The sequence below is a fragment of the Photobacterium sanguinicancri genome (genome assembly GCF_024346675.1).
Lineage (GTDB): Bacteria > Pseudomonadota > Gammaproteobacteria > Enterobacterales > Vibrionaceae > Photobacterium > Photobacterium sanguinicancri.
Genome location: NZ_AP024850.1, coordinates 3,382,386 through 3,396,620 on the forward strand (window position 1 = coordinate 3,382,386; position 14,235 = coordinate 3,396,620).

The 14,235-nt window shown below is 44.4% G+C and carries 10 protein-coding genes and 18 tRNA genes; 5 read left to right on the forward strand and 23 right to left on the reverse strand.

Features of this window, described 5'->3' with window-relative positions:
* Genes OCU87_RS15480 through OCU87_RS15490 form a run of 3 tightly spaced genes read right to left on the reverse strand, consistent with a single transcriptional unit; the run spans position 1 to position 3,671 of the window.
* On the reverse strand, positions 1 to 1,707 hold the full coding sequence (locus tag OCU87_RS15480) for an N-acetylmuramoyl-L-alanine amidase (RefSeq protein ID WP_062691634.1): 1,707 nt from the start codon (positions 1,705 to 1,707) through the stop codon (positions 1 to 3).
* Positions 1,708 to 1,711: 4 nt separating this feature from the next.
* A complete protein-coding gene (gene tsaE, locus OCU87_RS15485; protein ID WP_062691632.1) occupies positions 1,712 to 2,176 on the reverse strand; it encodes a tRNA (adenosine(37)-N6)-threonylcarbamoyltransferase complex ATPase subunit type 1 TsaE in 465 nt (154 codons plus the stop codon).
* 7 nt (positions 2,177 to 2,183) lie between these two features.
* Positions 2,184 to 3,671: an NAD(P)H-hydrate dehydratase gene (locus tag OCU87_RS15490; protein WP_261857521.1), complete on the reverse strand. Its 1,488-nt coding sequence runs from the start codon at positions 3,669 to 3,671 to the stop codon at positions 2,184 to 2,186.
* Positions 3,672 to 3,968: 297 nt separating this feature from the next.
* Between OCU87_RS15490 and OCU87_RS15495 the strand changes: the two genes are divergently transcribed.
* The gene (locus OCU87_RS15495) at positions 3,969 to 4,748 is read left to right on the forward strand and encodes a PEP-CTERM sorting domain-containing protein (protein ID WP_094957843.1); all 780 of its coding nucleotides are present in this window, start codon (positions 3,969 to 3,971) and stop codon (positions 4,746 to 4,748) included.
* Positions 4,749 to 4,954: 206 nt separating this feature from the next.
* Positions 4,955 to 6,088: a tRNA epoxyqueuosine(34) reductase QueG gene (gene queG, locus OCU87_RS15500; protein WP_062691625.1), complete on the forward strand. Its 1,134-nt coding sequence runs from the start codon at positions 4,955 to 4,957 to the stop codon at positions 6,086 to 6,088.
* A gap of 834 nt (positions 6,089 to 6,922) precedes the next feature.
* Here queG and OCU87_RS15505 read toward each other — a convergent pair.
* From OCU87_RS15505 to orn, 19 genes are all read right to left on the reverse strand, one after another.
* A tRNA-Gly gene (locus OCU87_RS15505) sits at positions 6,923 to 6,998 on the reverse strand.
* Positions 6,999 to 7,022: 24 nt separating this feature from the next.
* Positions 7,023 to 7,099, reverse strand: a tRNA-Met gene (locus tag OCU87_RS15510).
* A gap of 72 nt (positions 7,100 to 7,171) precedes the next feature.
* A tRNA-Gly gene (locus tag OCU87_RS15515) sits at positions 7,172 to 7,247 on the reverse strand.
* Positions 7,248 to 7,271: 24 nt separating this feature from the next.
* Positions 7,272 to 7,348: transfer RNA gene (locus OCU87_RS15520), tRNA-Met, on the reverse strand.
* 72 nt (positions 7,349 to 7,420) lie between these two features.
* A tRNA-Gly gene (locus OCU87_RS15525) sits at positions 7,421 to 7,496 on the reverse strand.
* A gap of 24 nt (positions 7,497 to 7,520) precedes the next feature.
* Positions 7,521 to 7,597, reverse strand: a tRNA-Met gene (locus OCU87_RS15530).
* A 73-nt stretch (positions 7,598 to 7,670) separates the two neighbouring features.
* Positions 7,671 to 7,746, reverse strand: a tRNA-Gly gene (locus tag OCU87_RS15535).
* A 24-nt stretch (positions 7,747 to 7,770) separates the two neighbouring features.
* A tRNA-Met gene (locus OCU87_RS15540) sits at positions 7,771 to 7,847 on the reverse strand.
* Between the two features lie 70 nt (positions 7,848 to 7,917).
* A tRNA-Gly gene (locus OCU87_RS15545) sits at positions 7,918 to 7,993 on the reverse strand.
* A gap of 24 nt (positions 7,994 to 8,017) precedes the next feature.
* A tRNA-Met gene (locus tag OCU87_RS15550) sits at positions 8,018 to 8,094 on the reverse strand.
* Positions 8,095 to 8,164: 70 nt separating this feature from the next.
* Positions 8,165 to 8,240, reverse strand: a tRNA-Gly gene (locus OCU87_RS15555).
* Positions 8,241 to 8,264: 24 nt separating this feature from the next.
* Positions 8,265 to 8,341, reverse strand: a tRNA-Met gene (locus tag OCU87_RS15560).
* Between the two features lie 72 nt (positions 8,342 to 8,413).
* Positions 8,414 to 8,489, reverse strand: a tRNA-Gly gene (locus OCU87_RS15565).
* 24 nt (positions 8,490 to 8,513) lie between these two features.
* A tRNA-Met gene (locus OCU87_RS15570) sits at positions 8,514 to 8,590 on the reverse strand.
* A gap of 87 nt (positions 8,591 to 8,677) precedes the next feature.
* Positions 8,678 to 8,753: transfer RNA gene (locus tag OCU87_RS15575), tRNA-Gly, on the reverse strand.
* A gap of 24 nt (positions 8,754 to 8,777) precedes the next feature.
* Positions 8,778 to 8,854 (reverse strand) — tRNA-Met (locus tag OCU87_RS15580).
* Between the two features lie 70 nt (positions 8,855 to 8,924).
* Positions 8,925 to 9,000, reverse strand: a tRNA-Gly gene (locus tag OCU87_RS15585).
* Between the two features lie 57 nt (positions 9,001 to 9,057).
* A tRNA-Met gene (locus OCU87_RS15590) sits at positions 9,058 to 9,134 on the reverse strand.
* 129 nt (positions 9,135 to 9,263) lie between these two features.
* Positions 9,264 to 9,809 (reverse strand): oligoribonuclease, encoded by a 546-nt coding sequence (gene orn, locus OCU87_RS15595; protein WP_062689322.1) that lies wholly within the window; start codon positions 9,807 to 9,809, stop codon positions 9,264 to 9,266.
* Positions 9,810 to 9,891: 82 nt separating this feature from the next.
* On the opposite strand from orn, the gene rsgA reads away from it, so the two are divergent.
* The 3 genes from rsgA (at position 9,892) to OCU87_RS15610 (ending at position 13,582) form a co-directional block, all read left to right on the forward strand.
* Positions 9,892 to 10,944: a small ribosomal subunit biogenesis GTPase RsgA gene (gene rsgA / locus OCU87_RS15600; protein WP_062689324.1), complete on the forward strand. Its 1,053-nt coding sequence runs from the start codon at positions 9,892 to 9,894 to the stop codon at positions 10,942 to 10,944.
* A gap of 211 nt (positions 10,945 to 11,155) precedes the next feature.
* Positions 11,156 to 12,022: an archaetidylserine decarboxylase gene (gene asd, locus OCU87_RS15605; protein WP_094958452.1), complete on the forward strand. Its 867-nt coding sequence runs from the start codon at positions 11,156 to 11,158 to the stop codon at positions 12,020 to 12,022.
* Between the two features lie 144 nt (positions 12,023 to 12,166).
* On the forward strand, positions 12,167 to 13,582 hold the full coding sequence (locus OCU87_RS15610) for an SLC13 family permease (protein ID WP_062689325.1): 1,416 nt from the start codon (positions 12,167 to 12,169) through the stop codon (positions 13,580 to 13,582).
* Between the two features lie 58 nt (positions 13,583 to 13,640).
* Here the strand turns inward: OCU87_RS15610 and OCU87_RS15615 are convergent, their stop codons facing one another.
* Entirely contained in the window at positions 13,641 to 14,222 is a 582-nt protein-coding gene (locus tag OCU87_RS15615; RefSeq protein ID WP_261857522.1) for a porin family protein, read from the reverse strand.
* Between the last annotated feature and the right edge of the window lie 13 nt (positions 14,223 to 14,235).

Sequence of the window (14,235 nt, forward strand, 5' to 3'; positions counted from 1 at the left end):
TTAACTTCTAGGGATGATTAATTTCTGACCGACGGCCAAGTTATCAGAGCTTAGCTTATTCACACTTCGAATACTATCGACACTGACACCATATTGGCTGGCAATTTTACCTAAAAACTCTCCGCGTTTAACGGTGTGATTCAAGGCTTTACGGTTACTTAGGTTAATTTTTAACTTTTGACCAACAGCCAATGAATCAGAGCGTAACTTGTTCTCGCTTCGAATGCTGGCCACCGTCACACTGTACTTATCAGCAATCTTGCCAAGGAACTCACCGCGCTGCACTTTGTGCGTCACGATATTTACCTTCGCTGGCGTGGGTTTGTTCACCGCGACAGTCGTTGACGACGGTGCTTTACCACCAGGGATCGACAACACTTGCCCTACTTTTAGCGTATTCGATTTTAAGCTATTCGCTTTCTTAATTGCACTTACAGAGGTGCCATAGCGTTTAGCAATGATACTTAACGACTGCCCAGAGGTTACTTTATGTTTTATGCCGTGTTTACGTGAAGCAAACAAGGTACCTTCTGGCGGTTTCTCATTGAAATACTGCAACACCCCTTTATAGACCGCATTGGCGATTTTATTCTGGTGCGCTGATGAGTTAAGTAAACGCTCTTCTCTCGGGTTGGTAATAAAACCCGTTTCCACTAATAAAGAGGGAATGTCAGGTGATTTTAATACCGCTAAGCTCGCATGTTCAGGGCGACTTTTATGTAGCGTGGTCACTCGACCTAATTCTTTTAAAACGCGAGAAGCTACATCGTAGCCTTCTTTTTGCGAATGACTAAATTGCAAATCAAGCACAGCCATACTCAAGTATTGATCATCGTTATCACCCGACAACACATCACCACCACCAAGCAGCTGTGATTGTTTCTCGGTTTGTTCAATCCAACGACCAATTTCCGAATTCGCACGACGAGTATTCAAGACCCATACCGATGCACCACGAGGCTGTGGTTTGTGGAAACCATCAGCATGAATAGAAACCAAGAGATGCGCTTTATTTTTACGGGCAATCTCAGATCGTTTATTCAAGTTAACAAAGTAATCACCACCGCGGGTGAGGACAGCTTTCATGCCGGGAGTTGCGTTAATTTTCGCAGCAACGCGTTTTGATACATCCAGCGTTACGTTCTTTTCATACTTACGCGTTGGTCCAATGGAACCGGGATCTTCACCACCATGCCCAGGATCAATCGCTATGATAATGTCGTCGTTACCTGACGGTAATTGTGCCGCCTGATTTTCAACCGCTGGCTTTGACTTAGTCGGTTTAACTACCGCCGCTTTTTTACCATGGGGTAAATCCAACACTAACCGATGGCCGTAATGTCCATCAGGCGTTGGGGCCAGCGTAAATAGTTTAGGTGTCATACCCGTTTTAATTTCAAACACCAAACGGAATGAACCCTTATCCGGGGCACCACTGCTACGGATTTTTTTCAAGACCGCACTATCGCTCACCACAATGGGTAGCTTAGTTTTTAATGTGGTCTTCTTTAAGTCCACGACTAAGCGATTAGGCTTAGTGAGCGTAAAATAGGAATATACCGCCTCGCTTTGCATGTCGAGAACAACGCGGGTTTCGTCTGGCGCAGGCCATACACGAACACTCTTTAGCTCATTGGCCCATGCCGCCACCGAACTAAATAACCCAGCCCCTAAAATTACAATCTGAAAAAAAATCCGAACAGACATCCTATCAACACAACTCCAAACGTTTAACTATAGCCATGCCGTATTCGCTGTTTGCCGTTAATGTGGCTTTGCGTTGTTCACCATGGTAGCGCATATCTAATTCTAGGTCGGGTTCTGGCAATAAGCCGTGTCCTCTTTCTGGCCATTCCACTAAACAAATAGCATCAGCTGAAAAGTAGTCACGGATCCCCATGAACTCAAGTTCTTCTGGATCGGCTAAACGATAAAGATCGAAGTGATAAACTTGCCAAGGGGGCAGTTCATACGGTTCAACCAGAGTATATGTTGGGCTTTTCACATTCCCTTGATGGCCTAATGCACGAATAAAACCACGACTAAACGTTGTTTTACCTGCACCCAGATCACCATGAAGATAAATCGTTGTTTGACGATCACAAGCTTGTGCCAGTTGTTGGCCTAATTCTACCGTCGCTTGCTCATCGGCAAGTTGAATCTCAATTGTTTGCATGATCTTATTATCTTGAATTGACTAATTGTCGAATATACGGGAATAAATCACTGGCTATCATCCCACGCTCTCCCTCTTGAGCGCAAAGATCGGCAGCTTTACTGTGAAGAAAAACCCCCAGTACCGCAGCATCCGATAATGATAAATTTTGCCCCAAAAGGCTACCAATAATACCAGATAACACATCGCCCATGCCGCCTGTTGCCATTCCAGGGTTACCTGCTCGACACACATAAAACTGCATACCATCAAAAACCAAGGTGCCAGCCCCTTTTAGCACTGCCACCCCACCATACTTTTGTTGTAATCGTTGCACCGCCAGAAAGCGATCGGATTCGACATCAGCAATACTGCACATAAGTAAGCGAGCCGCTTCTCCTGGATGGGGAGTAATTATACGATTATTTTTATAGTCAGGGGAAAGCGCCAATAAGTTCAATCCATCGGCATCTAACACCATCTTTTTTTCACAATCGGCGAGATGAAAGTAAAGCGCTTTACCCCAATCACCGGTTCCTAATCCTGGCCCCAAGACAATCACATCACTCCAATCGCGTTGCTGTCTGATTTCATGTGCTTTTTCTTGCCACCCTTGTACCATTATCTCAGGCCGAGCAGTCACAATTGACAAAACATTGTCAGGCCGTGTGACAACGGCCGTTAAACCAGCACCAGTACGTAAACAAGCTTCCGCCGCTAACCGAATTGCCCCCGCCATACCGAGATCCCCGCCAAAACACGTCACTCGACCATGATCGCCTTTGTGTGCAGTCCGCCTGCGTTGCGCTAATCGTGTCGGGATGATTGTATCTGTAAGAGCAAACGCACTTGGCTGTTGCTGACTATCAAAAATCGTATTTACGCCAAGACCCGCGAAATAAAGTTCACCCACCACATTAGAGGCTTGCCCTGTTGTTAACCCTTGCTTCACTCCAATAAAAGTTACGGTTTTCTTTGCTTGTATTGCACACCCCAGTATTCGTCCTGTATCTGCACATAAGCCAGATGGGAGGTCAACTGCAATAACGGGGTTGTGCGCTTGATTGATAGTCGTAATTAGCTGACTTGTCTCATCCCTTACTGAGCCAGATAACCCTGTACCTAACAGCGCATCAATAACAACATCTATATCATGAGGAAGTTCCGTTTTAGGCGCACTAATTCGCCCCCCTGCCGCCAACCAAGCATCACGCGCAGTAGCGGCATCACCCGTTAATTGATTCGCATCACCAAGGTGCCAAACTTCAACATCTATCCCTGCAGATAATGCTAAACGCGCCACTACATAACCATCACCACCATTATTTCCCCCACCACAACAAATCAAAAGTGAGGTCGTCGCTGGATAGTGGCCTTTAAGGCACTCAAACACAGCAGCACCAGCGCGTTCCATTAGCGTGTACATTGCCAACTGCATTGTTTCAGCGGCCTGTCGTTCACCCGCTTTTACTGTTTCCGCTAAATAAAGGGAAATAGGCAGCCTTGAAGTCACCATAAAATAATCCTTTTTGAAGTGCAGCTACGGGGAATCTGTCTCGACGTTAGCAGCCGTAACATAACCATAGAGATAACATTAAGAATAACTATATAAAGAAAACATCCCACTGTAATCCTCCCCCCAACAAACAGAACTGTCAGCTTTATTTACAGTTAAAAGGCATAACTGCCATTCCCCTTTGCTAACCACATAAAAAGAAAGGCCTTAATTTCTTGGCATCCCCTTTGCTTTATTAAAAACACAACAAAGCGCTAGCACATTGACTAACGCCATCGAAAGTCCAGGGAGATACAAATGAAAAAGTTAGTTATCGCAACTGCATTACTTGGCTTTGCATTTCATGCCAATGCGACATCAGTTATTTTCGATGATTTCAATATTGATCATGGCCCACTCAGTCTGGGCAAATACGATATGCAAACAACCAAAGATGCTGCAGCCCAAGACGGAAGTATTTTAGGTGGAGAAAGAGATATTCGTTTACATATTGTCACTTCATCTGGCGTTTCATCAGATGCACTTGCTGAAGCAGGCGCAAACCCGATGGCTTCACAGCTGAGCTGGAGCAATGCCAGTGGCGCCGTGTCTTGGGTTGAAATGGTTTACGATGGCACCACCAATGCGCATGATACTAAAGGTCCATACTCCACCACCGAAGGCTTAGCCGATAATATTGATAAAGATGGCTTAGGTGCCACTGATCTCTCAACATTCACTGACTTCTTCTTTAATATCACCAGTAATGATGCAGCCAATAACTTTGATTATTACTTTAGCCTCTACGACACAATGGGAGGCTCGGCGATATTTACAGGCAGTAATATGGGGAGTGTGGGACAAGTATTACTTGGCTTTGAAAACTTCGCAGGCGTAGATTTCACTAAGATCAGTGCCATTTCTTGGGGCTTTATTGGTGACGGTGATGCCATTGATATCAGCATAGACTCATGGGGTGTCGTACCTGAACCATCAATCATGGCCGTGTTTGGCACAGGATTACTCATGTTTGGCGCTATGGGATATCGCCGTAAAGAAAAGGGCGAGTCACTACAAAAGCCTAATGCATTGCAATAAGACCCTCATTTTAAAATTAGCTTGGTACAACAAAAGTAAACGTCTAGATAAAAAGAAGCAGACTACAGACTCTTCTTTTTATCTAGACCTTCCTATTAACACGCCTAGGCTCCTACCAACGCCTACCGTTAGCCCCTCATACTTTCACGAAATAACAGCACGGTTCTATGCTACACTTCGCCCCCCGAAATTGAGCGAGCAACACCATGAGCATCGACTATAACGCCCTAGCCCTACAAATTAAGCTGTGGGGAAAAGAATTAGGCTTCCAACACGTTGGAATTTGCGATGTCGACTTAAGCCAACATGAAGCACAGCTTCAGCGCTGGCTAGATGCTGGATACCATGGTGATATGGACTGGATGGCACGTCATGGCATGATGCGAGCACGTCCGCATGAACTCCTACCGGGTACCGTACGCGTCATCAGTGTACGCATGAACTATTTGCCACCGAATGCTGAATTTGCTCAAACATTAAAAAACCCAGACAAAGCCTACATTAGCCGCTATTCCCTCGGTCGTGATTACCATAAATTGATCCGTAATCGCCTGAAAAAGCTGGGGCAAAATATCGAACAAGTCGTGGGACAGTTTGGTCACCGCCCTTTTGTCGACTCAGCGCCTATTTTGGAGCGCCCATTAGCAGAAAAGTCCGGACTAGGCTGGACTGGTAAGCATTCACTCATTCTGAGCCAAGAAGCGGGATCATGGTTTTTTCTCGGCGAACTATTAATCGATTTACCTCTTCCCGTTGATACAGCGGAAACGAATCAGTGCGGTAAATGTGTTGCCTGCATAACAAGCTGCCCAACAGGTGCTATCGTTGAAGAGGGCGTTGTTGACGCTCGTCGTTGTATTTCTTATCTAACAATTGAATTTGATGGAGTGATCCCAGAAGAGTTTCGGGAAAAGATCGGTAACCGTATTTATGGTTGCGATGATTGCCAGCTAGTTTGTCCTTTTAATCGCTTCTCCGACATTACAGAAGAAGCTGACTACCATTGCCGTGACAATCTCTATCAACAAGACTTACTCGTATTATTTGACTGGAATGAAGCAGCATTCTTAAAAAATACTGAAGGCTCGGCTATTCGCCGGATTGGCCATACTCAATGGCTCCGTAATATAACGATTGCACTCGGAAATGCGCCCTACCAGCCAGCAATTATTAATGCGCTCACCGAGAAGCTGGGGCTTAATGAAATGTTAGATGTACACCTAGAGTGGGCATTGGCTCAACAGCAGCAAAAGCGTGCTGAAGCAAACCTTGAAATACTACCAACCAAAACAAAGCGCCTTGTACGAATTATAGAGAAAGGCTTACCGCGTGATGCTTAAGCCATACTTTAGCTAAGCCGACCCATCAGCCGTAATCTCACCGCTCTGAAATCGTTCTTATGTTATTCCCATACAAAATGCGAGCTAGGTCTTCATTCCGTGTATATGTGGAAAACATTTGCAGTTTGCTACTTTTCGCCTATAGCTCAAACAATTAAACACAGACAGCTTTATTCAACGTAGTCGTATTTTTTCCACAAGAATACATACTGATCAAGCTGTATATAAAGCTGGGAGAAAACAATCAAAACACATAAAAAACATACACTTAATATGTTGATAAAGTTATTAAGTTAGATCTGGGGATAGGTATAAAAATGGATATATGAAAGTTATTCACACGGCATCAGCACACGTAATCAACTGACTTACCCACAGCAACAATAATGTGGATAACTCTGTTAATTAAGATCGAAGATCCCCTGTTAGTATCACTGCGAGGCTAGATAATATAAGCCCTTAGATGAAAAACAGTACTGGATAAGAGAGCAGGTATGTTTGAAGCTTACCTTACCCGTCTAGCTCGTTGTATGAGCATTCACGAGGGTAACGCTACACAGCTATTAATCGTCACAGAGCATTAAAATACACAGATAACAAGAACAACCTCATAGAGGTTGCAGTATAAATTCTAATGATGTTTGAAGCTGATCACTTCTATGTATCCTAACCAACGTTAGGAATTTTTGAAGCCAACATGCAGGTGGTTTTCACACTTGGAAACCTGATGTAGCTAGGGACTATTACTTCACAGTAGTAGGGTACCGTTAAAGTACGGTAACAACTATTTGTTTTACTGCCTAAGCAATAAAATACTCTTTCATAAAGAAAAAGTGGAGCGACACATCGGGTTCGAACCGATGACCTCAACCTTGGCAAGGTTGCGCTCTACCAACTGAGCTAGTGTCGCATGCTTGTATTTCAACAAGTAAATTGGTTGCGGGAGCTGGATTTGAACCAACGACCTTCGGGTTATGAGCCCGACGAGCTACCATACTGCTCCATCCCGCGTCCGATTTATACTCACCGTTAAAGTACGGTAACAACTATTGCTCTCTCAGTCAGTGACTGAAGGAACCAATTTGGAGCGACACATCGGGTTCGAACCGATGACCTCAACCTTGGCAAGGTTGCGCTCTACCAACTGAGCTAGTGTCGCATGCTTGTATTTCAACAAGTAAATTGGTTGCGGGAGCTGGATTTGAACCAACGACCTTCGGGTTATGAGCCCGACGAGCTACCATACTGCTCCATCCCGCGTCCGATTTATACTCACCGTTAAAGTACGGTAACAACTATTGCTCTCTCAGTCAGTGACTGAAGGAACCAATTTGGAGCGACACATCGGGTTCGAACCGATGACCTCAACCTTGGCAAGGTTGCGCTCTACCAACTGAGCTAGTGTCGCATGCTTGTATTTCAACAAGTAAATTGGTTGCGGGAGCTGGATTTGAACCAACGACCTTCGGGTTATGAGCCCGACGAGCTACCATACTGCTCCATCCCGCGTCCGATTTATATCTCACCGTTAAAGTACGGTAACAACTATTGCTCTCTCAGTCAGTGACTGAAAGAACCAATTTGGAGCGACACATCGGGTTCGAACCGATGACCTCAACCTTGGCAAGGTTGCGCTCTACCAACTGAGCTAGTGTCGCATGCTTGTATTTCAACAAGTAAATTGGTTGCGGGAGCTGGATTTGAACCAACGACCTTCGGGTTATGAGCCCGACGAGCTACCATACTGCTCCATCCCGCGTCCGATTTATACTCACCGTTAAAGTACGGTAATAACTATTTGTTTTATTGCCTAAGCAATAAAACTAATTTGGAGCGACACATCGGGTTCGAACCGATGACCTCAACCTTGGCAAGGTTGCGCTCTACCAACTGAGCTAGTGTCGCATGCTTGTATTTCAACAAGTAAATTGGTTGCGGGAGCTGGATTTGAACCAACGACCTTCGGGTTATGAGCCCGACGAGCTACCATACTGCTCCATCCCGCGTCCGATTTATACTCACCGTTAAAGTACGGTAATAACTATTTGTTTTATTGCCTAAGCAATAAAACTAATTTGGAGCGACACATCGGGTTCGAACCGATGACCTCAACCTTGGCAAGGTTGCGCTCTACCAACTGAGCTAGTGTCGCATGCTTGTATTTCAACAAGTAAATTGGTTGCGGGAGCTGGATTTGAACCAACGACCTTCGGGTTATGAGCCCGACGAGCTACCATACTGCTCCATCCCGCGTCCGATTTATATCTCACCGTTAAAGTACGGTAACAACTATTTGTTTTACAGTCAGTGACTATAAAACTAATTTGGAGCGACACATCGGGTTCGAACCGATGACCTCAACCTTGGCAAGGTTGCGCTCTACCAACTGAGCTAGTGTCGCATGCTTGTATTTCAACAAGTAAATTGGTTGCGGGAGCTGGATTTGAACCAACGACCTTCGGGTTATGAGCCCGACGAGCTACCATACTGCTCCATCCCGCGTCCGATTTATATCTCACCGTTAAAGTACGGTAACAACTATTTGTTTTACAGTCAGTGACTATAAAACGCTCTTTCATAAAGAAAAAGTGGAGCGACACATCGGGTTCGAACCGATGACCTCAACCTTGGCAAGGTTGCGCTCTACCAACTGAGCTAGTGTCGCATGCTTGTATTTCAACAAGTAAATTGGTTGCGGGAGCTGGATTTGAACCAACGACCTTCGGGTTATGAGCCCGACGAGCTACCATACTGCTCCATCCCGCGTCCGATTTATACTCACCGTTAAAGTACGGTAACAACTATTTGTTTTATTGCCTAAGCAATAAAACCAATTTGGAGCGACACATCGGGTTCGAACCGATGACCTCAACCTTGGCAAGGTTGCGCTCTACCAGCTGAGCTAGTGTCGCATCACTGAAAGGTTTTTCACCTTTCGATCACCGCTTAATAAGCACTAATCTAAAATTTGGTTGCGGGAGCTGGATTTGAACCAACGACCTTCGGGTTATGAGCCCGACGAGCTACCATACTGCTCCATCCCGCGTCCGATTTTTCTCGAAAGGAAACAAACACGTTATTGCCTTCGAGGCTGCGCATTATACGAGGAAAACTGACGGATGCAACACTTCACAAAAAAAAACTGTTCACACCCCGCCAAGTGATTATTTTACAATCAAATACTGAAAATATGCTCACGATAGTAGCGCAGTTCAGCAATCGAGTCACGGATGTCATCGAGTGCAAGGTGGCTACCCTTCTTCGAAAACCCATCGAGAAGCTCAGGCTGCCAACGACGTGTTAGCTCTTTTAAGGTACTTACATCCAAATAGCGGTAGTGAAAGTACTGCTCTAATTCAGGCATGTGCTTATACAAAAAACGACGATCTTGGCCAATACTATTACCACAAATTGGTGATGCGCCTTTTGGCACCCACTTTTCTAAAAACGCAATTGTTTCACGAACAGCATCTTCTTCTGTTAGCTTGCTCTGGCGAATACGTTCAACTAAACCACTTCCCGTATGAGTATTGGTACACCAATCATCCATTTTATCTAATTCAGCTTCAGGCTGATGAATCGCAAGCGTAGGGCCTTCTGCTAAAATATTTAGTTGGGCATCTGTCACTATGGTCGCGATTTCAATGATTTTATGTGTTTCAGGATCAAGACCTGTCATTTCAAGATCGATCCAGATTAAATTCTGATCGCTGATTGTCATTGGATTATTGCCTATTTTATGACTAAACCATGTATCATACTTGGCTTATACCGAAAGCCAACCAATACAGAACGATAATCTTGTGGCCAAAAAGAAAAAGCTGACTAAAGGGCAGAGCCGACGTGTTCGCTCAAACCAAGACAAACGATTGAAACGTGAGAAAACTGATGTTCAGTGGGATGAAACCCTGCTGGAATCTGCTCGTGAAGGGCTAGTGATCACGCGTTTTGGCCAACATGCAGATGTTGAAGATCCTGAAACAGGAACAATTCATCGCTGTAACTTACGTCGAAGCATCCAAAGCCTCGTTTCTGGTGACCGTGTTGTTTGGCGCCCAGGTGTTGAAACCCTACATGGAATTTCTGGCGTCGTCGAAGCCGTTCATGAACGCAAATCAATGCTGACCAGACCCGATTATTATGACGGTGTAAAAGCGGTAGCGGCTAACGTTAACCGTATTATCATCGTTTCATCAGTGTTGCCAGAATTGTCGCTTAATATCATCGACCGTTACTTAATTGCAGCAGAAACAGTCGGCATCGAGCCACTGATTGTGCTTAACAAAGTCGATTTACTGAACGATGAAGAGCGTAAACAAGTAGAAGAAATCTTATCGCTTTACCAAGATATTGGGTATGAGCTGCGCTATGTCAGCTCGACTACAGGTGAAGGGATGGAATCTCTCAAGCTAGACTTGAAAGATCACATCAATATCTTTGCTGGCCAATCAGGCGTGGGCAAATCCAGCATGGTCAATACACTGATGCCGGAAGTAGACGCTGAAATTGGTGATGTTTCTGAGAACTCAGGTCTGGGCCAACATACAACAACCGCAGCACGCTTATATCACTTCCCTGGTGGTGGCGACTTGATTGACTCACCAGGAGTGCGTGAATTTGGCTTATGGCACTTAGAGCCAGAACAAGTGACTAACGCTTTTGTTGAATTCCGTGAATACCTTGGTGGTTGTAAATTCCGCGACTGTAAACACGGCAGCGATCCTGGTTGTTTGATCCGTGAAGCAATGCAAGACGGAAAAATCTCCCGCGAGCGCTATGACAGCTATCATAAGATCATTGAAAGCATGTCTGAGAATGTCGCTAACCGTCAGTTCTCACGCAATAAGGTAGACTAACATTCAAATGCCTCTGTTTCGTGCAGAGGCATTCTCAGCCCCATCCCTTCGACACGCTTGCTCTATTTTCATCTCTATCGCATTTAGTTGCTGACTGATTTAACTGACTTTAGAAAAGACTTTCGGTATTATTCTCGGTTCGAGTTATTATTTGTTTGTTAAAACGAGTAACTAGACTGTTGATTAATTGACACTTTCTGGAAAATATACTGTGCTAGATAACCTCAAAATCGGCTTGCAATACTGCACACCGAAACATGCGTTAACCCGCTTAGTGGGCAAAATTGCAGCTTTTGAAGGTGGTAAACTCACCACTGCAATCATTCGTTGGTTCATAAACCAATATAAAATTGATATGTCTGAAGCGCGTAATCCAGATCCAGCAGCCTACCCGACATTCAATCAATTCTTTGTTCGTGAACTTAAAGATGGCGCACGCCCTATTAATGGCGACAGCAACATCATCTCGCACCCAGCAGATGCATGTGTTAGCCAACTAGGTCCAATCAAAGAAGGTCGTTTATTCCAAGCAAAAGGTCATTACTTTGATGCTTGCGAGCTGCTTGGTGGCGACAAAGCTCTGGCTGATGAGTTCATCGAGGGTGAGTTTGCTACTCTGTACCTTTCACCTCGTGATTACCACCGCGTTCACATGCCATGTGACGGTACACTCCGTCAGATGATTTATGTACCTGGTGATTTATTCTCGGTGAATCCGCTTACCGCAGAAAACGTTCCTAACCTATTTGCACGTAACGAGCGTGTTGTTTGTATCTTTGATACTGAACATGGTCCCGTCGCACAAGTACTGGTTGGTGCAACCATCGTCGGTAGCATCGAGACAGTATGGGCCGGAACAGTAACACCGCCAACAGGCCCTGCTGTTCGTCGTTGGGATTATCCAGCAACAGGCGATAGCGCAGTGGTTCTGAAAAAAGGTGAAGAGATGGGTCGCTTTAAACTGGGCTCAACGGTAATCAACTTGTTCCCGAAAGATATGATCCATTTTGTCGAAGAAATGAAGCCACTTCAGAGCACGCGTATGGGCCAACCTTATGCAGAACTGAAAAAGTCTTAAACGACTAACCAGTTAACATTTCTAAAAAAAGGAACGCTGTGCGTTCCTTTTTTCGTACCAAAAATTGACCTTACCAACGGAATTTTTTTGGTCAAATAGTATGCTGATTTGTAATCTCATTATAAAAAGCAAACCAACATCACTATGAAAAATTTATCTGTCTCACAGCTCATACGGCTATTCATTGCATTTGGTATCCCGCTCGGTATTTTGATGATGCCCATAGATGCCATCCCCATTGATGATTTAACCCTAGTCCAACACCGTCTTCTTGCTATTTTCGCTCTCGCTGCACTCCTTTGGGTTTTAGAACCCGTCCCCGTTTTCGCGACATCCATTCTTATCATCGCCCTTGAACTGATCATGATCTCAGATAAAGGCTTACATTTATTTCGAGTGCCACCAGCAGGCCATGACATGGGTGAGATGATGAAATACACCGATATTTTCGGTGCATTCTCTTCCCCTATTATCATTCTTTTTATGGGAGGATTCGCACTCGCGATTGCAGCATCAAAATATGAACTCGATAATAATTTAGCCCGAGTATTATTGAAGCCTTTTGGCAAGCAACCTAAATTCATCATGCTAGGTCTAATGCTGATCACTGCTGTATTTTCGATGTTCATGTCTAACACCGCCACCACAGTGATGATGCTAGCGCTACTAGCACCGATTGTCGCATCTGTGCCCAAAGGGGACATTGGCATTAAAGCCTTAGTGCTATGTATTCCGATTGCTGCGAATACAGGTGGTATCGCCACGCCAATTGGGACACCGCCGAATGCCATCGCTTTACAATATTTAACCGGAGAGCACAGTATTAGCTTTCTTGGCTGGATGATGATGGGGTTACCTTTCGTGATTGTTCAGCTGGCATTTGCATGGTGGCTGTTACAAAAAATGTTCCCATCAAGCCAACAAGAAATGATTTTGAAGCTAGATGGTAAATTTCAAAAAAGCTGGCAGGCCATCGTTGTTTATATCACCTTTGCCTTAACCATCATGATGTGGATGACCACCTCATTACACGGTATGAACACCTATGTAGTGTCGATTATTCCATTGGCGGTTTTCACTCTGACAGGCATTATGGGTAAAGAGGAATTAAAGCTAATTAACTGGGATGTACTTTGGTTGGTCGCCGGGGGTATTGCCATAGGTTTGGCACTAGATAAAACCGGTCTTGCCGCAGCCTTAGCCCATGCTATCGACTACGATGCGCTCTCACCTGTTGCCGTAGTGTTTACCCTTTCCATTTTATGTTGGCTCATGGCTAACTTTATGTCTAATACCGCCACAGCTAACTTACTGATGCCGATTGCTGCAGCTGTTGCCGCTTCCATGGAAAGCTTGGCGTCGATGGGTGGCTTGCAAGGTGTATTGGTTGTTGTCGCCTTCTCAGCTTCGCTTGGTATGATTTTACCAGTCTCTACACCACCAAACTCCTTGGCTTACTCGACAGGCCTTATTGAAAGTAAGGACATGGCAAAAACTGGTCTTATTATTGGCTTGCTGGGCTTAGTGATTGTCTATATAGGCGCACTCATTTTGACCTAATTATATTTATTTATAAAAAGAGGCTGATTAACAGCCTCTTTTTAACTAAGTTCTTTAATTAAAACTTATACGTTGCACCTAAGTTAAGCGAACTAATACTGTAGGTTACATCTTCAGTAACCGTTGAACCGAAAAGACTATATTGTGTTTGAATACCAAAATAATCAATTTCATATCCTAAGCGAAAAGCTAATCCATTTAACATTGCTGGAGCATACTCTATGCCTAGACCAGCACGTAAAGCAATGCCCTGATCATCAACTAATGTCTCTTTCTGCTCATTAAGATTAATAGAAGATAAACCAATCAAACCGTATGGGCGTAAACCACTATCAAACGTATAACCAAGATTAGCCGTTACTGCTGTTGATGAAGCCGACCATGTATTCTTGTCTGCCGGGAGATTAATATCACCGTAACTCGTGTATTGCGCTTCAATACCTACAATACGGTTAAACTGATAACCGCCAATAAACTTATAACTTAAACCATCAGCGTTAATACTAATATCACGACTGGCATCAACCCCTGTTGAACCAATAGCACCACCAACATAGAAGCCATTTGTTTTAACTTCTGCTTGAGCAACTGAAACAACGGAAAGGCTTAATGCTGTGAATAATAACGCATTTAATTTCATGATAATTACCTAA

What these genes read in the sequence shown, in the direction of transcription:
- OCU87_RS15490 (WP_261857521.1), bottom strand. Translation starts at nt 3,671, where the DNA reads ATGGTGACTTCAAGGCTGCCTATTTCCCTTTATTTAGCGGAAACAGTA.
- OCU87_RS15610 (WP_062689325.1), top strand. Translation starts at nt 12,167, where the DNA reads ATGAAAAATTTATCTGTCTCACAGCTCATACGGCTATTCATTGCATTT.
- tsaE (WP_062691632.1), bottom strand. Translation starts at nt 2,176, where the DNA reads ATGCAAACAATTGAGATTCAACTTGCCGATGAGCAAGCGACGGTAGAA.
- OCU87_RS15495 (WP_094957843.1), top strand. Translation starts at nt 3,969, where the DNA reads ATGAAAAAGTTAGTTATCGCAACTGCATTACTTGGCTTTGCATTTCAT.
- orn (WP_062689322.1), bottom strand. Translation starts at nt 9,809, where the DNA reads ATGACAATCAGCGATCAGAATTTAATCTGGATCGATCTTGAAATGACA.
- queG (WP_062691625.1), top strand. Translation starts at nt 4,955, where the DNA reads ATGAGCATCGACTATAACGCCCTAGCCCTACAAATTAAGCTGTGGGGA.
- OCU87_RS15615 (WP_261857522.1), bottom strand. Translation starts at nt 14,222, where the DNA reads ATGAAATTAAATGCGTTATTATTCACAGCATTAAGCCTTTCCGTTGTT.
- OCU87_RS15480 (WP_062691634.1), bottom strand. Translation starts at nt 1,707, where the DNA reads ATGTCTGTTCGGATTTTTTTTCAGATTGTAATTTTAGGGGCTGGGTTA.